Here is a 21,461-nt window from a genome sequence, read left to right on the forward strand (position 1 = left end):
TCGCAACCTGTAATGCGGATGCGACATTCTATCGCCTACAAGTTACGTGACGTCGTCGCAGCTCAGCGTACGGCGGGAGCAGGGCCGACTTCCGTTGGTGAGGCTTTGACCAACACCACATCGATCACCTTGGACTTCTCGAAGTAGACGATGAAGTTCGGATATTCCCAGCGGTTGATCGTGGGCCATTGACGCTTTTGGCCGCCACGCGGTTCGAGCTTGCTCTGCGGGGCGCCATAACGGGCCTGCACTTGGGCCATCGTCATGCCGCGGGTGGGTTCGGAGACTGCTCTTTCCGCCAAGGTTCGATCCACCAGCAGAGTTTGCGCCTTCGCTTGGGGCATGGAGACCCCGGTGCCCAAGGCCAATATCGAAACAGCAACAAACGCGAATGTCTTCATGAATGCCCTCCGGTGCAGAACTGCACTATAGCGAACCGCATGGCGACTGTCGTCAATGCCCCGTCACCGCGCCGATTGCTTTCCGGACCCGTGCCGTTGCATCCTACGTCACCAAAAATTGCTGGGGAGAGCAGGTGGGAAATTTTGACAGGGCACGCCTGACGGTGTGTTTGATGGGCGGGCTGTTGGCGAATGCAGGGTTTGCACAATCGAACGCGTCAAACAATGGGGAAGGGGACGAAGCCGCGGCAGTCGCGCAGGCTGTCGATGATCACGTCGGCGAAATGCCGACCGTGAACCTGAAAGCGGCGATAGCCTTTGCAGAGGCGCGCAAAGCCTACGATGCGGAGAATTGGAGCGCCGCGGATCGGGCCATTCGGCGCGCCATCGAGAACGATCCGAATGAGGTCGAATACCACAAGTTTGACGGTTATATCGCCGCGGCGCGCAATGACCACGCGGGCGTTTTGCGTGCGGCCAACGCGGCACTGAAAGTGGATTCGGAAGATGCTGAAGCCTACGAAATGCGCGCAAATGCGAACTATTTTCTAGGTAACAAGGCGCTTTCGCTCGACGACTACCGTTTGGCTTTGCGTTACGACAGGCTCGACGCCGGCTTCTATCGCAACTATCTGCATACGCTCAACGAATTGCGGCGCTATGACGAACTGATGGACGTGTATGCAAAGTACGTTCAACGACATCGTGACGCGCCGGACGAATTGGAAGCCAAGGCCGATATTCCGTTCTACGCGTCATTGGCCTTTATCGCGCGCAAAGACTATATGCGGGCCGTGACGCTTTTGAACGAATCCATTGCACTGAGTCCGGACTACGCCGGCTTTTACGGCAACCGCGGCATCGCTTACGACATCATGGGGAAATACGCGCTGGCACTGGCGGATTTCGCGAAAGCAATCGAGCTGGCGCCCAAAGACGGCAACTACCATTTCCTGCGTGGCGTCACTTGGCTGCATTCCGAGGACTACGCGCTCGCCATGGAGGCGTTCACCCGCGCGAACGCGTTGGGCGTGGACGATACCGCACTCTGGCAAAACTTTGGCGTTGTCTATGAGCGCTTGGGCAAACAACAACAGGCGTTGGACGCGTACGATCGCTCGCTGAAATTGGATCCCGAGAATGCGGCAGCGCGCGCCAATCGGGCCACTTTGCTGCGCGATCTCGGCCAGTCTGGTCGGGCGGCGCGAGAAAACGAGATCGCGGCCAACGGTTTGGCGCCGGAAGATGTGGCAACCATTCGTGTCAACGAAGCCACGGCGAAAATGAAAGACAAGGATTGGACCGCTGCTTTGAGCATGCTGGAGGCGGCAGTGCGCTTGCGGCCGGAGTACGACGTGGCCTGGGTCAATATGTCCGCGGTGCTCGTCAATCTGGACAAACCGCAACAGGCGCTCAAGATCTTGAACGACGTGCTGGCGAGATCACCTGACCAGCCACTGGCGCTTGCCAATCGCGGTTACCTGTTGCGCCGCTTGGGTGACGAACCGGGCAGCGGAAAGGACTATGCGCATTTGACGCGCATTGCACCGACCAACAGCAGTGCCCTGCAAAACTACGCGCGCCATTTGGATGTAACCGGTGATACGACCGGTGCACGTCGTTACTTCGAATTGGCGCGTGTGGCGTTCACGCCCGATGCGCCGGAGGTGTATGTCAACTACAGTGCTTTCTTGTTGACGCATGGCGACACCCGCAAATCGTTGGTGATCGCGCGCGAGGGCGCGCAAAAGCTGCCGTCCAACTATGGCCTGCAACTCAATTTGGGCAATGCCTTGGCTGAGGCAGGGCAGGCACAAGACGCGGTCGCCGCATACAAGCGTGCGATTGCGCTCGCACCTGATCGCTTGGATGCCTATTTCAATTTGGGCAACCAATACGCTTTGCAGATGAATGATCCGGCCGCAGGCATTGCTTGGTATCGCGATGCCCTGAAGCGTCAACCGGATCCCGAGTTGGACCGCGAGACGCGTTTGAACATGATTACCACGGTCCAATTGAACCTGGCTTCAGCGTTGGAGCGCAGTGGCGACAACACGTCTGCGTTCAAGGTGCTGCAAGAGGCGATAGACGGAAACCCCGCTGACTACACCGCATTTTTCAATCGTGCAGGTCTCAAGCAGCGATTGAATGACATCGCCGGTGCGCGTCGGGATTACGAACTTGCGTTAGGACGCATACAACGGATCCAGGCGACCAGCGCTGAAGATAAGAATCCGGCCATCGCAGAACATCAGGCGTACGCGCTGATCAATACCGGCCGCTTAAAAGAGGGTGCGGGCATCCTCGAGCGGCAATTGATCAAGGATCCCGACAATCACGGATTGCGGCGTAATTTGGCCTATACCGAACTGGATTTGGCGCAAACCTCAAACGCCTGTGATCACTTCGACCGTGCGTTCAGCGCGGATCCTGACGAGGTGGATGGCTGGTTGGGTTTGTTGGTTTGCGCGGCGTTGAAGGGTGACGGCGTACGCCTTGGGACACTCAAACAGCAATTCGGGAAACGATTCAAAGGCCGGTACACAGTGTCGGCACGGCTTCCGCAGCAATTGATTGCTGAGGGCTACAGCTATTCGCCAAGCTTCCTGACCTTATGGGATCGGGTCGAGGCCGCGAAGTGAAGCGAGCGAGCGCATAAGAAAAAGCCGCCCAAAAGGCGGCTTTTTCATGAAGCTTCGCAACTGTGGCGAATCAGCGCTGACGCGCCTTGAAACGCGGGTTGGATTTGCAGATCACGAAGACCTTGCCACGGCGGCGAACCACTTTGCAGTCGCGGTGACGGGCCTTCGCCGACTTCAGAGAGGACAGGACCTTCATGATGAACCTCGAATGGCTAGAACGTTGAAAAACTGGAAGTCGGAAATGATAGCAGGAAAAATGCTCTGCGATCAAGCGCTTGCAGACTTTCTCCAATGAAGCTTTCGAGCCTCGCCCGGCAACGTCTAATATATGGCGAACGAACACCTCAGATCGGAGCCCCATGCGCCCAGACGTCCCGGTATTGACCATTGATGGACCCTCCGGCTCAGGCAAGGGCACCATCAGTCGCTTGGTCGCCAATGCGTTGGGTTGGCACTATCTGGATTCGGGGGCACTTTACCGGGCCGTGGGTCTTGCCGCCGCCTGGGAATCGGTCGATCTGTCCGACGCGGAGGCGGTCGCCACCTGCGCTCGCCGCACCAAGTTGGCGTTCAAAGGCGGCGATAAAAACTCAGAGCCTCGCTTGTTGGTCAACGGCGTGGACGCCACCGATGAAATCCGTACGGAAACCGCCGGTGCGGCGGCCTCGGCAATTGCGGCGTTGCCGGAAGTTCGTGACGCATTGCTCGACGTTCAGCGAAATTTCCGGAAGCTCCCGGGCTTGGTGGCAGACGGACGAGACATGGGGACGGTGATTTTCCCGGATGCCCAAGTCAAAGTCTTCCTCGATGCCAGTGCCGAAGAGCGCGCGCAAAGGCGCTATAAGCAATTGAAGAACAAGGGGATTTCCGTTACACTAGCGGGTCTGCTGGGCGAGATTGTCGCCCGTGACGCCCGCGATGCAAACCGGGCCATTGCACCGTTGAAAGCCGCATCCGATGCCGTCGTCATAGACACCACCGGACTCGACATCGACACCGTGGTGGCACAGGTCTTGTCTTTGATGACGCCACGCTAGATTTCTGCTTTTCCGCATTCGCGGAAATCGCAGCACTTTCCCTGCAGAAAAGGCCCTGTCGGCATGCCGGCAGGTTTTCCACTTCCTGACCTCCCGGCCAATGGGCAATCCCGCCCGTGCCGACGAACGGGGGATACGTGCATTGTCGTGCGCGCATCCGTACAACAACCGAGTTAAATCAATGACTGAATCATTTGCAGAACTGTTTGAACAAAGCGAAGCCCAACTGGTCAAGCTGAAGCCGGGCGCTATCGTCTCCGGCGTCGTCGTGGATGTCCGCAACGATGTCGTGGTCATCAACGCCGGCCTGAAATCCGAAGGCATTGTTCCGATCGAACAGTTCCGTAACGACGCTGGCGAAATCGACGTGGGCATTGGCGACACCGTGAAGGTGGCGCTCGAGTTCATCGAAAACGGTTTCGGCGAGACCGTCCTTTCGCGTGAAAAAGCCAAGCGCGCGATGGTGTGGGACGAGCTCGAAGAAGCGCTCAACAACGATGCCACCATCGTGGGTCGTATCAACGGCAAGGTCAAAGGCGGCTTCACCGTCGACATCAAGGACGTCCGCGCATTCTTGCCGGGTTCGTTGGTCGACGTGCGTCCGGTCCGCGATCCTGTCTACCTGGAAGGCAAGGAACTCGAATTCAAGCTCATCAAGCTTGATCGCAAGCGCAACAACGTGGTGGTCAGCCGCCGCGCAGTGGTCGAAACCGAGCATTCGGAAGAGCGCGAACAGCTGCTTGAAAAGCTGGTCGAAGGCGCCAAGCTCAAGGGCGTCGTCAAGAACCTCACCGACTACGGCGCATTCGTCGACCTCGGCGGTATCGACGGCCTGCTGCACATCACCGACATGGCATGGAAGCGCGTGCGCCATCCGTCCGAAGTCGTTGAAGTCGGCCAAGAACTCGACGTCCGCGTGCTCAAGTACGACCGTGAACGCAACCGCGTGTCGCTCGGCCTCAAGCAAATGGGCGAAGATCCGTGGGATAACGTCGCACGTCGTTACCCGGCCAATACCCGCGCATTCGGCAAGGTCAGCAACGTCACCGAATACGGTGCGTTCGTTGAAATCGAACCGGGCGTCGAAGGCCTGGTCCACGTCTCCGAAATGGATTGGACCAACAAGAACGTCAACCCGTCGAAGGTTGTCCAAGTCGGTGACGAAGTCCAAGTCATGGTCCTCGACGTTGATGAAGAACGTCGCCGCATTTCGCTCGGCATGAAGCAAGTCAGCTCGAATCCGTGGGAAACCTTTGCTGCCATCCACAAGAAGGGTGACAAGGTCGAAGGCCAAATCAAGTCGATCACCGATTTCGGTGTGTTCATCGGCTTGGACGGCGGCATCGACGGCCTCATCCACTTGTCGGACATCAGCTGGAATTCCACCGGTGAAGACCTGGCGCGCAACTTCAAGAAGGGTGACAACCTGGAAGCCGTTGTGTTGGCCGTTGATCCGGAACGCGAACGCATTTCGCTCGGCATCAAGCAAATGGAACAAGACCCGATGGGTCAATTCCAAGCCAGCAACAGCCGCGGTTCGATCGTGAACGGCACCGTCAAAGAAGTGGACGCCAAGGGCGCAACCATCGAATTGGCTGACGGCGTGGAAGGCTACTTGGCCGCCCGCGACATCTCGACCGAACGCGTCGACGACGCCACCACCAAGTTGAAGGTCGGTGACGCAGTTGAAGCCAAGATCGTCGGTACCGATCGCAAGAGCCGCTTGCTGCAACTCTCGATCCGCGCGAAGGATCAAGACGAACTGCAAGAAACGATGGCCGAATACAACAAGTCGGCAGATACGTCGAGCGGCAACACGCAGTTGGGCGACCTCCTGCGTCAGCAACTCGGCAAGTCGGAATAAGTTGTAAATCGTGAATCGCATGCAGCCTGCTTCGGCAGGCTGCATGTCACGGCACGCAAAAAAGGTCGGAATAGGGGCTATGACCAAATCGGAACTCATCGAAAAGCTGCACAAGCAGCAACCACATCTCAAGACGGACGACGTAGAGCTCGCCGTGAAATTGGTCCTCGATGCCATGACCGCCTCTTTGGCCAACCACGATCGCATTGAAGTGCGTGGGTTTGGCAGTTTTTCCATTCATTACCGTGCCTCGCGCACCGGTCGCAATCCGCGTACCGGCTCTGCCGTCGAGTTGCCGGCCAAACATGTACCTCACTTCCGTCCGGGCAAAGAGCTCCGCACGATGGTGACGGATGTCGTGCCGCTGGAAGACAGCGATGCCGCGGAATAATCCGCGCAAGGTTTAGAATCAATTCTGTTTGATCCATCAAGGGAACGCATGCTTGCCTTTCTCGACCAATGGCTGTGGCTTGTCATCCTCGTGCCGAGTGCGGCCGTCATCGGATGGATCGTCGGGCGTCGCGGCGGCCAGATCCACAAAGAGAGCCAGGTCAGCAAGCTGTCTGTCACGTATTTTCGCGGCCTCAACTACCTGTTGACCGAACAGCCGGATAAAGCGATTGAGCTCTTCCTGCATATCGCGGAAATAGACAAAGAAACGTTTGAGACCCAAGTCGCCTTGGGCCATTTGTTCCGTCGTCGCGGCGAGGTGGACCGCGCCATCCGTTTGCACCAGGGATTGGTCGAGCGCAAGGACCTCAACGACGCACAACGCGTTCAAGCGCTGTTGGCGCTGGGCGAGGACTACATGCGTTCCGGCCTGTTGGACCGCGCCGAAACCGTGTTTTCGGAACTTGCCTCCATTGACCAAAAAGCCCCGTTGGCGCTCAAACACTTGATCGGCATATACCAGTCCGAGCGTGACTGGGAAAAGGCCATCAACAACGCCGTGCGTTATGAGTCGGTCACCGGTGAGCCGATGGGCAAACTGATTGCGCAGTTGGAATGCGAGCTCGCCGAGCGCAAGCGCGCTGAAGGCGATACCACCGGTGCACGTGAATGCATCGCGCGTGCCTACGCCGCCGATTCCACCTGCTGCCGTGCCGGCATGATTGAAGGCCGATTGGATTTGGAGGCCGGCGACGTGCGCGGCGCGACACGCGCCTACGAGCGCGCAGCGCGACACGATCCCGATTTCCTGCCAGAGATATTGCCGCACTTGTTGGAGTGCTATGCGCGTATCGGTGACACGCCGGGCGCCAAAGGCTTCCTGACGGAAATGTCCGAGCACTACGCCGGCATCTCACCGGTACTGGCCCTCACACGCTTGGTCGAGAAAGATGACGGTCCGGCGGCCGCACGGGATTTTCTGGTGGGACAGCTTCAAAAGCGCCCCTCCGTGCGCGGCGAATCCGTGTTGATTGATTTGTCGCTGGCCGGGCAGAGCGATGCCGTGGACACCCTCAAAGAACTCAAGGGCATCACCGATCAACTTTTGGTTCGCAATCCCAGCTATCGCTGTACGCGTTGTGGATTCGGCGCACGATCGCACCATTGGCAATGCCCGAGCTGCAAAGAGTGGGCGACGGTCAAGCCGCTATTGAATTACGCGGTGGTCTGAGCGTGACGCCAACCTTGGTCTGGGTCATGGTCGCAGCGATCGCTGCAGGCGTGCTGACCCTGGCAACCATCGTCTATGCGCGACGCCGTGGCTTGTTGGATGAACCCGGCGAACGTCGCAGCCACGCCGAGGCAACACCGCGCGGCGGTGGCCTCGCCATTGTTCTGGTGGTCGCGACAGGTTTGGCCTATCTTTCCGGGCTCGAAAAATCGCCATTTGCGGTAGCCGCTCTGGCCGGTGTGGTTTTGGTCGCGGGCGTGGGTTGGTTGGATGATCACCGCGATCTGTCGATCCGGCTTCGCCTGATCGCGCACATCGTGGCCGCAGGGTTGTTGGCTTGGGCCTCCGGATTGGGCCCTCTCTGGGGCGGTCTGGTCTTCATTGCTGCCGTCGTGCTGATCAATGTCTGGAATTTCATGGACGGCATCAATGGCATTGCCGCAAGTCAGGCAGCGGTGTTTGCCGGGCTGGCCTCGGTGTTGCTCGGATTGGCGCTACCGCACGCATTGGCGGTCATTTTTCTCGGTGCCTGCCTTGGCTTCTTGCCGTTCAACTTCCCGAAGGCGCGCATCTTCATGGGCGACGTGGGCAGCGGCACTTTGGGTTTTCTAGTGGCCGTTCTCCTATGCGCGGCCTTGATGGAGGCGGGCGGCTATCGAGGCGTGTTGCCACTCCTTTTTCCCTTGGCGCCGTTCTTGGTGGACGCAGGTTGGACCCTGCTGGCACGCATGCGGCAAAGGGAACGCTGGTGGACCGCCCATGTCACGCACGTCTACCAGGTCTGGGCGCGCATTGCCGGATCCCATGTCCCGGTCACTTTGGCCTACTTGTCGCTGGCTTTGGCCGGTGCCGCCATTGCCTTGGGTGTTCAAGGGATGGACATCAATTTCATTAAGATTTCGCTAACACTGTGGTATACATCCCTGTCACTGGCGTGGTGGATCCTTCGCAAACAAGGATTTGCACGAACTTTCTAGGGATTTGGATGAGCAAGCGTGGTAGTCCATGGATGGCGCAGTTACCGCGTTATCTGATTGTTTTGCACGATCTCGTCATGGTCGTCGTTGCTTGGCTGGGCTTGCACGCCATCCGCTATTGGATCAATAACCAAACGCCGCCGTTCCAGGCCTTGGGCGCCGAAATGGCGATCGTCCTGGTGTCCCAGGCGATGGTCTTTCAATGGGTGGGGCTGTACAAAGGCCTGTGGCGCTTCGCCAGCCTTCCCGATTTGTGGAACATCATCAAAGCCGGCATCGGCGGGGTCATTTTGGCCTCCGTTGCACTTTTCGCTTACAACCGCTTGAACGGCGTCTCCCGTGCGGTCTTGTTGCTCTATCCGTTCGTGCTCGGGGCACTCCTAGGCACACCGCGCTTGCTCTATCGCATTTGGAAGGATCGCCTGACCCATATGCGTTTGCAGCCCCAGGCCACACGCGTCCTGATCTTGGGCGCTGGTGAATCCGGCGAGGCCTGCGCCCGTGACTTGCTGCGGAGCGGCACCTATCATCCGGTCGGTTTCTTGGATGATTCGCCGGCCCTGAAAAACAGCCGATTGCTCGGATTCCCGGTGCTGGGCCGTTTTGAAGATGCGGCACTGATGGCAAAACAAACCGCCGCCGAACTTCTCGTCATTGCCTTGCCCAACGTCGGCGCCGAAGAAATGCAACGCGTCATTGGCATTTGTGAACGCTCGGGCGTTGCATTTCGAATGCTGCCGAAGCTTGAAGATGTGCTGAGTGGTCGCGCGTTGCCTGGTGAGCTGAAACAAGTCGACATTGACGATCTCTTGGGGCGCGATCCGGTCGTGCCGAATTGGAAGGCAATTCGCGAATGGCTGGTTGGCCGCTGCGTGCTGGTAACCGGTGCCGGTGGTTCCATCGGTTCCGAGTTGTGCCGCCAATGTGCGCGCCACGGCGCCACACAAATCCTCTTGGTGGAAATCGACGAGCTTTCGCTGATGCGCATCGAGGCGGAATTGCGCCGCGATTTCCCCACGTTGGCGGTCGTGTCCGTGTTGGGAGACTGCGGCGATGCCGCCGTGATGCGACATGCATTCAAGCAATGTGTGCCTGATGCCGTGTTTCATGCAGCCGCTTACAAACAAGTACCGGTGTTGGAAACGCAGCTCCGTGAAGCCGTGCGTAACAATGCACTCGCCACCCATGTGGTGGCGGAAGAAAGCGATCGGGTGGGGGTGGCGACCTTCATTTTGATTTCGACCGACAAAGCCGTGGATCCGGTGAACGTCTTGGGTGCGAGCAAACGTTTCGCCGAAATGATTTGCCAATCAAAGGCGGCGGAAAGCCATACCCACTTCATTACCGTGCGATTCGGTAACGTTTTGGATTCGGCGGGCAGCGTGGTGCCGTTGTTCCGTGAGCAGATCCGCACTGGCGGGCCGGTGACGGTCACCGATCCGGAAGTGACTCGATACTTCATGACGATTCCCGAGGCCTGCATTTTGATTCTGCAAGCCGCGGCCATCGGTGCCCACGATTCCATTTACACCTTGGACATGGGTGAACCGGTGTCTATCCGGACGCTGGCAGAGCAACTGATTCGCTTGGCGGGCAAACAACCGGGTAAGGACATCGCCATCACCTATACCGGCCTGCGTCCCGGCGAAAAATTGCATGAGACTTTGTTCCATTCGGAAGAAAGCTACAAGCCGACCAGCCATAACAAGATTCTGCAGGCGGTCGCGCGCGAATTGGATCCGGCGCTGGTCAATGCCATGGCAACGAGTTTGCGCACCGCCAGCGATGCGTACGACTTGGACGCGCTCAATGATTTGCTTCGCGCATCCGTGCCGGAATTCGAACCCGGCAATGCGGACGGCGAAGCCGACAATCAAGTGATTATCAAATTCCCCAGCCGGAAGAACCGGCGATAAAAAAAGCACCGCGAAATGCGGTGCTTTTTTTTTTGGCGTTACAGGCGCTCGAAGATACCCGCGGCACCCATGCCGGTTCCGATACACATGGTCACCATGCCGTATTTCAGGTTGCGTCGACGCAGGCCATGCACCAGCGTTGCGGTACGGATGGCACCGGTGGCGCCGAGCGGGTGTCCCAAAGCAATCGCGCCGCCCAGCGGATTGATCTTGGACGGATCCAACTTCGTGTCATGAATCACGGCCAGCGCCTGTGCGGCAAAGGCTTCATTCAATTCAATCCAATCCAATTGATCCGAAGTGAGACCGGCTTGCTTCAGTGCCTTCGGGATGGCGGCGATCGGGCCGATGCCCATGATTTCCGGCGGCACACCGGCCACCGAGAAACTCACAAAACGCGCCAATGGCGTGAGGTTGTATTCCTTGATGGCCGCTTCCGAGGCCAACAGCACGCCGGCGGCGCCGTCGCTCATTTGCGACGCGTTACCGGCGGTGACCGTGCCGCCGAACTGCCCGTTACGGAACACGGGGCGCAATTTCGCCAGGGTTTCCATTGAGGTGCCCGGACGTGGGCCCTCGTCGGTATCCACCGTCATGGTCATGTTGCGGATGACGTCGTTCGCCAGATCCGGCACGCGCGACACGATGTCATACGGCGTGATTTCGTCCTTGAATTCACCGGCGGCGATCGCCGCGAGCGCCTTGTTGTGGGACTCAACAGCGAACGCATCCTGCGCTTCACGGCTGATTTTCCATTGCTCCGCGACTTTCTCGGCGGTGATGCCCATGCCGTAGGCAATCGCCACGTTCTCGTCCTTGGCAAACACTTCCGGTGACAACGCAATCTTGTTGCCCATCATCGGCACCATGCTCATGCTCTCGGTCCCGCCGGCGAGCATCAAATCCGATTGGCCCAAGCGGATCTGGTCAGCCGCCAAAGCAACGGCTTGAAGGCCGGAAGAGCAAAAACGGTTGACGGTTTGTGCGGCGACGGTGTTCGGCAGTCCTGCCAACAGCACGCCGATGCGCGCGACGTTCATGCCTTGCTCGGCTTCCGGCATCGCACAACCGATGATGGCGTCTTCGATGCGCTTCGCATCAATGCCTGGTGCTTGATCGACGACGGCGCGCAACACATGGGCGAGCATGTCGTCCGGGCGCGTGTTGCGGAACATGCCTTTAGGTGCCTTGCCGACGGGCGTGCGCGTCGCGGCAACGATGTAGGCGTCCTGTACTTGTTTGGTCATTTCTGAAATTCCTTGAATGCAAGAAGTAGGGTTGTGACGCGTGCGCGCCTCAATTCCTCAGCGGCTTGCCGGTCTTGAGCATGTGTTCGATGCGGTCTTGGGTTTTTTGCTGCTTCGACAGTTCGCAGAAATGTTCGTGCTCCAAACGGATCAGCCATTCCTCGTCGACGATGCTGTTGCGATCCACCTCGCCGCCACACAGGATCGTGGCAATCCGCTCGGCGATTTCGTTGTCGTAAGGACTGATGAAACGCCCTTCAAGCATGTTCACCAACATCATTTTGAAAGTGGCGATACCGACATTCCCGGCGACGCGAATGTTTCTGGCCGGCAGCGGCGGGCGGTAACCGGCTTCGGCCATGGCTGCAGCTTCTTCCTTCGCGACATACAACAGTTCGTATGCGTTCAAGACCACGCGGTCGCTCTTGCGCATCAGGCCGAGATCCTGCGCCTCGTAAGCCGAGGTGGAGACCTTGGCCATCGCGACGGTTTCAAAGATTTTCTTCAACTCTTCAAAGACGTCGCCGTTCGCACCTGCGGCTTCCGATGCCCGTGTCGCAAATTCCTTCAGTCCACCGCCGGCAGGCAACAAGCCGACGCCGGCTTCCACCAGACCGATATAGCTTTCAAGATGCGCAACGGTCTTGGCGCTGTGCATTTGGAATTCACAGCCGCCGCCGAGCGCCAGGCCACGCACGGCGGACACCACGGGTACCAAGGAATATTTGATGGCTTGGCTCGCGCGTTGGAAGTTCGACACCATGGCTTCGAATTGCGCATGCTTGCCTTCCTTCAACAAGCCCAGCGCACCGGCCAAGTCGGCGCCGGCGGAGAAGGGCTCCGAGTCTTGCCAAATCACCATGCCCTTGAAATCGCGCTCGGCGATTTTGATGGCCTCTTGAATGCCATCGAGCACTTGGTCGCTGACCGTGTGCATTTTGGTCTTGAAACTCAGGACCGCGATGTCTTCGCCGGCGTCACGCCACAAGCGCACGCCGTCGTTTTCCCACACGGTTTCGCCGCGGTCGAACTTTTCGCCCAATACCGGATCGGGGAAACGCTGGCGCTTGTACACGGGCAAGTCGGAACGGGGCACCATGGCGTCACGTGTCGGGCTATAGCTACCTTCAGTGGAATAAACGCCTTCGCGCGATTTCACCCAATCCGGCAAAGGTGCGTCACTCATGGCCTTGCCGGCGGCAATGTCTTCCTCGATCCATTGGGCCACTTGCTGCCAACCCGATGCCTGCCAGGTTTCAAACGGGCCCATGCGCCAGCCGTAGCCCCAACGCAAAGCCAGATCCACGTCGCGTGCGGTATCGGCGATGGACTTCAAGTGATAAGCCGCATAGTGGAACAAATCACGGAAGGTCGCCCATACAAATTGCGCTTGCGGATTGGCGCTTGACCGCAAGTCACCCAACTTCTTGACCGGGTCTTTGCCTTTCAGAATTTCAATAACCTCGGCATCCGCGCCGGCGGAACCGGCGGCGTAGTCTTGTTTGGCAAGATCAAGCACGAAGATGTCTTTGCCGACCTTTCGATAAATACCGGCACCGGTTTTTTGACCCAAGGCGCCTTTTTCCACCAGCGCGCTCAGCCACACCGGTGCCTTGAAATACTTGTGCCAAGGATCATCCGGCAATGTATCGCCCATGGTCTTGATGACGTGCGCCATCGTGTCAAGGCCGACCACGTCGGCGGTGCGATAGGTGGCGGATTTCGGACGGCCGAGCAAAGGACCGGTCAAACCATCCACCACATCGAAAGGCAAACCGAACGCGCCCGTGTGATGCATGGCCGCCAAGATCGAAAACACGCCGATGCGATTGCCGATGAAGTTCGGGGTATCGCGTGCGATAACGACGCCTTTTCCCATATAGGTGGTGAGGAAGGATTCCAACGCATCCATCACCCATTGCTCGGTGTGTTTGGAAGGAATCAATTCCGCCAGGTGCATGTAGCGCGGCGGATTGAAGAAGTGCACGCCGCAGAAGCGATGGCGCAGTTCTTCCGGAAGGACGTCGCTCAGGCTGTCAATGCCGAGGCCCGAGGTGTTGCTTGCCAAGACGGCATGGGCGGGCACGAACGGCGCGATTTTCTTATAGAGGTCTTGTTTCCAATCCATGCGCTCGGCAATCGCTTCGATCACCAAATCACAGGACTTCAATTCGTCCAGACCCGTGTTGTAGTTGGCGGCCACGATGGCATCGGCGAAGCTCTTGCGTCCAAACGGTGCCGGCGACAACTTGCCGAGATTGGCGATGGCCTTGCGGACAATGCCATTGGGATCGCCTTCTTTGGCGGGAAGGTCGAACAACACGACATCAATGCCTGCATTGACAAAGTGCGCGGCGATTTGCGCGCCCATCACGCCAGCGCCCAAAACGGCAACGCGACGGACCAGCAATTTCTGAGACATGGTTAAAACTCCTGGGAGAATCGATAAGTCAGGGGGCCCGGAGGCCGGCGATGGCGAAAGCGATGAGATGGCGCGAGGCCTCTTGGCGGTGGGCCTGTTCGGAACGGCCGGGCGGACGCCGGATGAGCCCGAAATCGGCCATCGCATAAGTCAGGGCGCCCGCGACAAAATCGAGGCGCCAATAGAGTTCTTGCTTGCTGAGCTCGGGCAGGCATTCGGACAAGGCGTGGGCGAACTCACGCAAGACGTGGCCATAGCGCTTGGACACGTATTCCCGCAGGCCGACGTTTTCCTCCACATAGGCGCGTGCCAAGATGCGGATGAACGCCGTGCCTGTGGAGCCCGCGAGCGCCAGGGCAGGGCTGATGAAGGCGTCGAGGATGCCTTCGAGGTTGTTTTTGCCTTGAGCCAACGCCTGCTCCAGCCTGGCGAGGCGGTTGGCGCTCATGTCGTCCATCCGGCGACGGAACACCTCATTGATCAGGTTTTCCTTGCTGCCGAAGTGGTAATTCACGGCTGCGATGTTCACCTGGGCCTTAGAGGTGACCTCGCGCAGGGAGGTCGCCATGAAGCCGTGGGTGGCGAAAAGGGTCTCAGCCGCATTCAGGATTCGGTCCTTGGTGTTGAATTGGGCGGTTGCCATAGGGAGTGTCCGATTCAATCAAGCGTTTGATATGCAGACTATAGCGTATGGTCGCATTCATGCAAATGACAGGAAAGCTGTGAAAGGGCTAGAATGAGCAATCAATTTCCACCGTAAGTCCGCGTTTGCAGAGGGCTTGCGGCATTTTTCGTATCTGCACTCAACTTTTTCGGAGTTTTTCTTATGGCGCAGGAGCGCACCCTCTCGATCATCAAGCCCGACGCCGTTGCCAAGAACGTCATCGGTGAAATCTACGCCCGTTTCGAGAAGAACGGTTTGCGCGTCGTTGCTTCGAAAATGAAGCAACTCTCCAAGCAAGAAGCGGAAGGCTTCTACGCCGTGCATCGCGAGCGTCCCTTCTTCGGCGCGTTGGTCAACTTCATGATCTCGGGTCCGGTGATGATCCAAGTGTTGGAAGGCGAAGGCGCGGTGTTGAAGAACCGTGACCTGATGGGCGCCACCAACCCGAAGGAAGCCGCTGCCGGCACCATCCGCGCCGACTTCGCCGATTCGATCGATGCGAACGCCGTGCACGGTTCGGATTCGCTCGAAAACGCCGCGATCGAAATCGCTTACTTCTTCCCGGCAACGGACGTTTACGGCCGCTGATATGACGGAAGCTTCGCGCCAAAAGCAAAACCTGCTTGAGCTGGATCGCGAAGGTCTGGAGCGTTTCTTCGTGGAAACGCTCGATGAAAAGAAGTTCCGTGCGCATCAGGTGATGAAGTGGATTCATCACCGCCACGTGACTTCGATAGAGGAAATGACCGATCTCGGCAAACACCTTCGTGCAAAGCTCGAAGACGCTGCCGAGATCGTTGTCCCCAACGTCATGTTCGACAAGCCATCCGTCGACGGCACGCACAAATGGCTGCTCGGGATGGATGGCGGAAATGCCATCGAAACCGTATATATCCCTGACAAAGGGCGCGGCACTTTGTGCGTGTCTTCGCAAGTGGGCTGTGCATTGAATTGCACGTTTTGCTCCACAGCGACACAAGGTTTCAATCGCAATCTCTCAACGGCTGAAATCATCGGCCAGGTTTGGGTGGCGGCAAAACACCTGGGCAACATTCCGCATCGCGAACGCAAACTCACCAACGTTGTCATGATGGGAATGGGCGAACCGCTCATGAACTTCGACAACGTCGTTCGCGCTATGAGCGTGATGCGAGATGACTTCGGTTACGGCTTGGCCAACAAGCGCGTCACTTTGTCGACGGCGGGTCTCGTGCCGATGATCGATAAGCTCGCGCAGGAAAGTGACGTCTCTTTGGCGGTGTCCTTGCATGCGCCGTTCGACGAGCTGCGTGACGAATTGGTGCCGCTCAACAAGAAATACAACATTGCCACGTTGATGGACGCCTGCACGCGCTATGCACTGCGCAAGAAGGGCGAGTCTGTCACTTTTGAATACACCTTGATGCAAGGCATCAATGATCAGCCCGAGCACGCACGTGCCTTGGCGCGTTTGATGCGCGATTTCGATCGTTCGGTGCAAATGAAAGACGCTGCCAAGGTCAATCTGATTCCGTTCAACCCCTTCCCGGGTACGCGCTACGCGCGTTCGAAGGCGGATGACATCCGCGCGTTCCAACAGGTGTTGAACAACGCAGGTTTGGTGGCGCCGGTGCGACGCACGCGCGGCGATGACATTGACGCGGCTTGCGGTCAGTTGAAGGGCCAAGTGCTCGACCGCACGCGCCGTCAGGCCGAGCACGCCAAACGGCTCAAACAAACGGGTGATTTTGATGCTGCTGCGTAAGGCGCTCCTCGTTGCATTGGTTTCGACTGTGGCCATCGCCGGCTGCAAGCGCCTCACTTTCATCAAGCCGAACTACGACAAGATGAAGGTTGAGCAGGTCAAGCAAGCGCCCAACCTGCACGACAGCGACGCCGACAAGCGCCGAATGATGGCGGCCGATTCGGTCGAAGCGGCGGCCAACCGCCTGCAAGCGGGCGATTTGGACGGTGCGGAAGTGGCGGCGAAAAACGCCATCAAGATTTCCCCGGCCGATCCCGCCGGCTACTCCATTCTCGCCTTGGTGCAACAGACGCGCGGCAATTCGGCCGCTGCCGGCGACAACTTCAAGAAAGCGGCCGCGTTGCCCAACGCGGGCCCGGCAGCGTGGGGCAACTACGGTTCCTGGCTGTGTGAAAGCGGCCAAGCGACGGAAGGGCTCAACTGGATCGATCGCGCACTGCAGTACCCGGATGCCGTTGATGCGGCGGGCATGTTGGCCAACGCCGGCAAATGTGCATTGAAGGCCGGGCAAACCGCACGCGCCGAGCAGAACCTGCGGGCGGCATTGGACGCCGCACCGAATAACGGTGTCGCGCTGGATGGCATGACCCAGCTCATGATCGAACGCGGCCAAAACTTCGAAGCGCGCGCTTTTTCCGAGCGTCGCTTGGCGCTTGGCGAATCGTCGGAAAGTCTGCAGCGCGCGATTCTCATCGAAACCAAACTTGGCGATAGCGCCAGCGCACAGCGCTACCGTGATCGTCTGACAAAACTCAATTCCCCCGCCACCTCACGCTGAAGTCACCGAAATGCAAGAGTCCCTTTACAGCACCACCAATCCGGGCACCCTCGAATGCGGTCACCGGTTGCGCACTGCGCGAGAGAATGCAGGTAAATCGATTCAAGAAGTGGCGACCGCCGCCCGATTGCCGCTGCGAACGGTCACGATGATCGAGAGCGGGGAATGGGCGCCGATCGGTGCGCCGATTTTCGTCAAAGGCGCGGTGCGCAGCTACGGCAAATTGATGCGTGTGGACGTCGAACCGTATTTGGTCGGTGTGCCGCAGTCAGAACCGCCGCAACTGGTTTCCCATACCCGTACGCCGCCGGTGAAGCGCGTGATGGATGTCGTTGCTCCGCGTTTGGTGTACGTGCTCATGACCGCCATCATTGCCGTGCCGGTATGGATGGCGGCGACGCGATCGCCCTTGGGCGAAAGCCAAAACAATCAAACCGCCAGTTTGGAGTCCGACGCGCAAGTTGCCGGCAGCACCGCCAATGGGGAGACCCGCCAAGCCGCTGCCGTCTCGCAAAAACCGGTCATTGCCTCCATGACGCCCGGTCTTGCTGAAGCCGCGCAACCCATCGGCGATATCGCCCTCTCATTCAACGGCGAAAGCTGGGTTCAGATCTTCGGAAAAGACGGTGCCGTGGTCGAGAAAGGATTGATCAAAGCCGGCGAAACCCGCAATTTCAAGTCGAGCGACATCAGCCGCATGACGATCGGCAATGTCAGTGAAGTCAGCATCACGCAAGGGGGTGCGGCCGTTGACACGTCAGCCTTCGCAAAGTCGAACGTGGCACGAATTGCTGTATCCTCGGACGGCAAGCTCGGCGGCGGAAACGCCGAATAAACCCTTCAATCCGGATTGATGACGAGTCGCGCATCGCGGCTCCAGACACGCATGGCTATTGACGATCTATTAGACGAACACGAACAGGGCGAAGTTGTCCGCAATTGGTTGCGCCGCAACGGCGCCAGCATCCTGACCGGCATCCTCATCGGATTGGCCATGATCATGGGCTGGAAATGGTGGCAAGCCAAGCAAGCCAGCGATGCGTCGGCGCGCGCGCAGCAATTTGAAGCCCAAGTGGCCAACACGGCGGATCCGGCCAAAGCGGCTGCGGGTATCGCCAAACTGCCGGCGGATTCCATGTACGGCGCTTTGGCCCGCATGCAACTCGCACGTTCACAAGTCGATGCCGGCAAGTCGGCCGACGCTCTGGCGACGCTGAAGCAAATTCAGGTCAAAGACGCCGGCATCATGAGTACGGTTCAAGTGCGCATCGCGCGCCTGTTGATCGAAACCGGCAAACCGCAAGAAGCGATCACGACGGTCAAGGCTTTGGACTCGGCCGGCGCTTTCGAAGTCACGGGTGATGCCTACGCGCGCCTCGGCAAGAACGCAGAAGCGCAGGCCGCATATAAACGTGCGCTGACCGCAATGGAAGTCGGCAGTAACGCTCGCGCCATTGTTGAACTCAAACTTGAAGATGTGGGCGGTCAAGTGCCGAACGCAGGCGTTGCGACGTCCTGATCCCGCATTCCGACAGCTCCCAAGGATTTCACGTATGACAGCTCGTTCCACCTTGTTCAAGACCACACTGTTGATTGCCGGCGTCGCGTCATTGGCCGGTTGTGCTTCGGTCAAGAACATGTTCGGCAGCAGCTCCGCGCGCGCTGACAAAAAAGCCAGCAAGCCTGCAGAATTGGTGAAGTTCAAACCCTCCGCCAATTTTTCCAAAGTCTGGTCGATCAATGTGGGTAAGGGCGGCGAACGCGCCGGCCTGAGCCAAGTCCCCGCCGTTGCCGATGGCCATGTGTATGCAGCTGCCGTATCGGGCGGTGTGCAGGCTTACGATCTCGCGACCGGCAAACAGATTTGGAAATACGATTCGAAGGCGCGTTTGTCGGGCGGTCCGGGCGCAGGTCAAGGTCTGGTCGTGGTCGGTGGATTGGACGGTGAAGTCATCGCACTCGACGCCGCCACCGGCGCAGAGAAATGGACAGCCAAAGTCATCAACGAAGTCATCACCGCGCCGGCGATCGGCAACGGGGTGGTCGTGGTGCGCTCCAACGACGGTCGTCTGACCGCGTTCGATATGAACACCGGTGAGCGTCGCTGGAACTGGTCAGCTGAACCGGTCGCGCTTTCGGTGCGCGGTAACAGCGCGCCGCTGATGGGCCCTGGCGCAGTCTTTACCGGCACCGACAGCGGCAAGTTGGTTGCGCTGGGTGCTGCCGATGGCGGACAAGGTTGGGAAGCCACGGTTGCCGATCCTGACGGTCGCAATGAATTGCAACGCATGGTCGACGTCGACGGCACGCCCGTGCTCGAAGGTTCGGTCCTTTACGCCAGCAGCTACAAAGGACGTACGGTGGCGGTTGACGGCCCGAGCGGTCAAATCATGTGGGCACAAGAACACGGTGGCGCCGGCGGCGTTGGCGTCGGTGCGACCGCACTGGTGGTGAGCGACGCAAAGGATGTTGTTTGGGCGCTCGACAAGAGCACCGGCGCACCGATGTGGTCGTATCCGGAACTGGCACGTCGCAGCATCTCGGCCCCGGCCGTGCTCGGCGACTATGCCGTGGTCGGCGACTATGACGGCTACCTGCATTGGTTCCGTATGAGCGATGGCCAGTTGGTCAATCGTCTGCGCTTTGGCGGCGGTCCGATCCGCAGCCAACCGGTGGTCGCCAACGACATGGTCATTGTCCAGAACTCGGGCGGTGAGATTGCCGCTTTCCGCGCGAACTAAGTCATGTTGCCGACGTTAGCGCTTGTTGGCCGCCCCAACGTCGGCAAATCCACGCTCTTCAATGGCCTCACGCGCACGCGTGACGCCCTGGTGCATGACGAACCCGGGGTGACCCGGGATCGTAATTACGGCGTCTGCCGTCTGGACGAAGATCGGCCGTTTGTCGTCATCGACACTGGCGGTATTGCCGGCGAAGACGAAGGTTTGGCCGGCGCCACCGCGAAGCAATCGCGTGCCGCAGCCGAAGAGGCCGATCTCATCTGTTTCGTGGTCGATGGCCGGGATGGTCCGACCGCTTTGGACGATGAAATCCTGCGCTGGCTACGCAAACTCGCACGACCCACCTTGTTGGTCGTCAACAAAGTGGATGGCATCGACACCGAAGCCGCGATCAACGAATTCGTGCGATTCGGTTTCAAGGAAGTCATTCCCACGGCGGCCTCGCACCGCTCGGGCATTGATGATTTGCTCGACGCCGTGCTGCCCAAATTGCCTGAGCAAGGGCAGGGCGAAGAACTCGACGATGATCCGGAGCGCGTACGCATTGCGTTTATCGGCCGCCCCAATGTCGGCAAGTCCACCGTGGTCAACCGGATTCTCGGCGAAGAGCGCATGATCGCCTCCGATGTGCCTGGCACCACGCGCGATTCGATCTCCGTCGATCTGGAACGCGATGGCCGCAAGTATCGATTGATTGACACCGCCGGATTGCGTCGCCGTTCGAAAGTGGATGAAGCGGTCGAGAAGTTCTCGGTCGTGAAAACGCTGCAAGCGATCGAGCAATGCCAAGTCGCCGTGCTGATGCTCGATGCCACCGAAGGCGTGACCGACCAGGATGCGACGGTTCTGTCTGCGGTCCTCGATGCGGGACGCGCCTTGGTGATTGCGATCAACAAGTGGGACGGTCTGGAAAAATACCAGCGCGAACAAGCGGAGACGATGTTGTCCCGCAAGCTCGGCTTTGTCGATTGGGCACAGGCGGTGCGGATTTCTGCCTTGCATGGCTCGGGTTTGCGGGAGCTTTTCCGCGCTATCCACCGTGCCCACGCATCGGCGACGCGCGAATTCGGTACCAGCGAAGTCACGCGCGCGGTTGAAGCGGCCTATACCGCCAATCCGCCGCCGGTGATTCGCGGTCATGTCGCCAAAATGCGTTTCGCCCATGCGGGAGGCAGCAATCCACCGACCTTCATCGTGCATGGCACGCGTTTGCGTACCTTGTCGGAAACGTATCGCCGCTATTTGGAAAATTTCTTCCGCAAGCGATTCAAGTTGGTTGGCACGCCTGTGCGTTTTGTGTTCCGCGAAAGCGACAACCCGTTCAAAGACAAAGTCAACGTTTTGACCGACAAGCAAAAGGCCAAGCGCCAACGCATGATCCGGCACCACAAGCGCAACGACAAATAA

Annotated in this window: 19 protein-coding genes; 14 read left to right on the forward strand and 5 right to left on the reverse strand. The window is 58.7% G+C overall.

The features are described 5' to 3' along the window. Positions 1-62: 62 nt before the first annotated feature. The gene (locus tag H8L67_RS04685) at positions 63-419 is read right to left on the reverse strand and encodes a hypothetical protein (protein ID WP_434063427.1); all 357 of its coding nucleotides are present in this window, start codon (positions 417-419) and stop codon (positions 63-65) included. Positions 420-535: 116 nt separating this feature from the next. Between H8L67_RS04685 and H8L67_RS04690 the strand changes: the two genes are divergently transcribed. Next, positions 536-3,043: a tetratricopeptide repeat protein gene (locus H8L67_RS04690; protein WP_220380585.1), complete on the forward strand. Its 2,508-nt coding sequence runs from the start codon at positions 536-538 to the stop codon at positions 3,041-3,043. A gap of 70 nt (positions 3,044-3,113) precedes the next feature. On the opposite strand, the gene ykgO is transcribed toward H8L67_RS04690, so the two are convergent. Then, positions 3,114-3,239 carry a type B 50S ribosomal protein L36 gene (ykgO, locus tag H8L67_RS04695; RefSeq protein WP_010342887.1) on the reverse strand — a complete coding sequence of 42 codons (126 nt, stop codon included), beginning with the start codon at positions 3,237-3,239 and terminating at the stop codon, positions 3,114-3,116. Positions 3,240-3,402: 163 nt separating this feature from the next. Here ykgO and cmk point away from each other — a divergent pair, with 163 nt between their 5' ends. The 6 genes from cmk (at position 3,403) to H8L67_RS04725 (ending at position 10,458) form a co-directional block, all read left to right on the forward strand. Beyond that, positions 3,403-4,080, forward strand: a complete 678-nt coding sequence (gene cmk, locus H8L67_RS04700) for a (d)CMP kinase (protein ID WP_220380586.1) — start codon at positions 3,403-3,405, stop codon at positions 4,078-4,080. Positions 4,081-4,261: 181 nt separating this feature from the next. Further along, on the forward strand, positions 4,262-5,944 hold the full coding sequence (rpsA, locus tag H8L67_RS04705) for a 30S ribosomal protein S1 (protein WP_220380587.1): 1,683 nt from the start codon (positions 4,262-4,264) through the stop codon (positions 5,942-5,944). Between the two features lie 43 nt (positions 5,945-5,987). Continuing rightward, entirely contained in the window at positions 5,988-6,335 is a 348-nt protein-coding gene (locus H8L67_RS04710) for an integration host factor subunit beta (RefSeq protein ID WP_220380588.1), read from the forward strand. 48 nt (positions 6,336-6,383) lie between these two features. Then, entirely contained in the window at positions 6,384-7,565 is a 1,182-nt protein-coding gene (lapB, locus tag H8L67_RS04715; RefSeq protein WP_220380589.1) for a lipopolysaccharide assembly protein LapB, read from the forward strand. Positions 7,566-7,567: 2 nt separating this feature from the next. Next, positions 7,568-8,542, forward strand: a complete 975-nt coding sequence (locus H8L67_RS04720; RefSeq protein WP_220380590.1) for an MraY family glycosyltransferase — start codon at positions 7,568-7,570, stop codon at positions 8,540-8,542. A gap of 8 nt (positions 8,543-8,550) precedes the next feature. Next, the gene (locus H8L67_RS04725) at positions 8,551-10,458 is read left to right on the forward strand and encodes a polysaccharide biosynthesis protein (RefSeq protein ID WP_255556046.1); all 1,908 of its coding nucleotides are present in this window, start codon (positions 8,551-8,553) and stop codon (positions 10,456-10,458) included. A 38-nt stretch (positions 10,459-10,496) separates the two neighbouring features. Here the strand turns inward: H8L67_RS04725 and H8L67_RS04730 are convergent, their stop codons facing one another. Genes H8L67_RS04730 through H8L67_RS04740 form a run of 3 tightly spaced genes read right to left on the reverse strand, consistent with a single transcriptional unit; the run spans position 10,497 to position 14,770 of the window. Next, a complete protein-coding gene (locus H8L67_RS04730) occupies positions 10,497-11,705 on the reverse strand; it encodes an acetyl-CoA C-acyltransferase (protein ID WP_220380591.1) in 1,209 nt (402 codons plus the stop codon). A 49-nt stretch (positions 11,706-11,754) separates the two neighbouring features. Continuing rightward, a complete protein-coding gene (locus tag H8L67_RS04735; RefSeq protein ID WP_220380592.1) occupies positions 11,755-14,127 on the reverse strand; it encodes a 3-hydroxyacyl-CoA dehydrogenase NAD-binding domain-containing protein in 2,373 nt (790 codons plus the stop codon). A 28-nt stretch (positions 14,128-14,155) separates the two neighbouring features. Further along, the gene (locus H8L67_RS04740; protein ID WP_220380593.1) at positions 14,156-14,770 is read right to left on the reverse strand and encodes a TetR/AcrR family transcriptional regulator; all 615 of its coding nucleotides are present in this window, start codon (positions 14,768-14,770) and stop codon (positions 14,156-14,158) included. Between the two features lie 183 nt (positions 14,771-14,953). Here H8L67_RS04740 and ndk point away from each other — a divergent pair, with 183 nt between their 5' ends. From ndk to der, 7 genes are read left to right on the forward strand one after another with little or no spacing between them, the layout of a single operon-like run. Continuing rightward, positions 14,954-15,379, forward strand: coding sequence for a nucleoside-diphosphate kinase (gene ndk, locus H8L67_RS04745; protein ID WP_166295994.1), 426 nt, complete (start codon positions 14,954-14,956; stop codon positions 15,377-15,379). A gap of 1 nt (position 15,380) precedes the next feature. Further along, the gene (gene rlmN, locus H8L67_RS04750) at positions 15,381-16,535 is read left to right on the forward strand and encodes a dual-specificity RNA methyltransferase RlmN (protein WP_255556047.1); all 1,155 of its coding nucleotides are present in this window, start codon (positions 15,381-15,383) and stop codon (positions 16,533-16,535) included. Next, entirely contained in the window at positions 16,522-17,313 is a 792-nt protein-coding gene (locus tag H8L67_RS04755; RefSeq protein WP_220380595.1) for a tetratricopeptide repeat protein, read from the forward strand. The genes rlmN and H8L67_RS04755 overlap by 14 nt, the downstream gene beginning before the upstream one ends. A gap of 10 nt (positions 17,314-17,323) precedes the next feature. Continuing rightward, complete coding sequence (locus tag H8L67_RS04760; protein ID WP_220380596.1) at positions 17,324-18,148, forward strand: RodZ domain-containing protein; 825 nt, start codon at positions 17,324-17,326, stop codon at positions 18,146-18,148. A gap of 51 nt (positions 18,149-18,199) precedes the next feature. After that, positions 18,200-18,832, forward strand: coding sequence for a YfgM family protein (locus H8L67_RS04765; RefSeq protein WP_220380597.1), 633 nt, complete (start codon positions 18,200-18,202; stop codon positions 18,830-18,832). 34 nt (positions 18,833-18,866) lie between these two features. Next, a complete protein-coding gene (bamB, locus tag H8L67_RS04770) occupies positions 18,867-20,054 on the forward strand; it encodes an outer membrane protein assembly factor BamB (protein WP_220380598.1) in 1,188 nt (395 codons plus the stop codon). Positions 20,055-20,057: 3 nt separating this feature from the next. Further along, positions 20,058-21,461: a ribosome biogenesis GTPase Der gene (gene der / locus H8L67_RS04775; protein ID WP_220380599.1), complete on the forward strand. Its 1,404-nt coding sequence runs from the start codon at positions 20,058-20,060 to the stop codon at positions 21,459-21,461.

The organism is Lysobacter soyae (assembly GCF_019551435.1).
Lineage (GTDB): Bacteria > Pseudomonadota > Gammaproteobacteria > Xanthomonadales > Xanthomonadaceae > Solilutibacter > Solilutibacter soyae.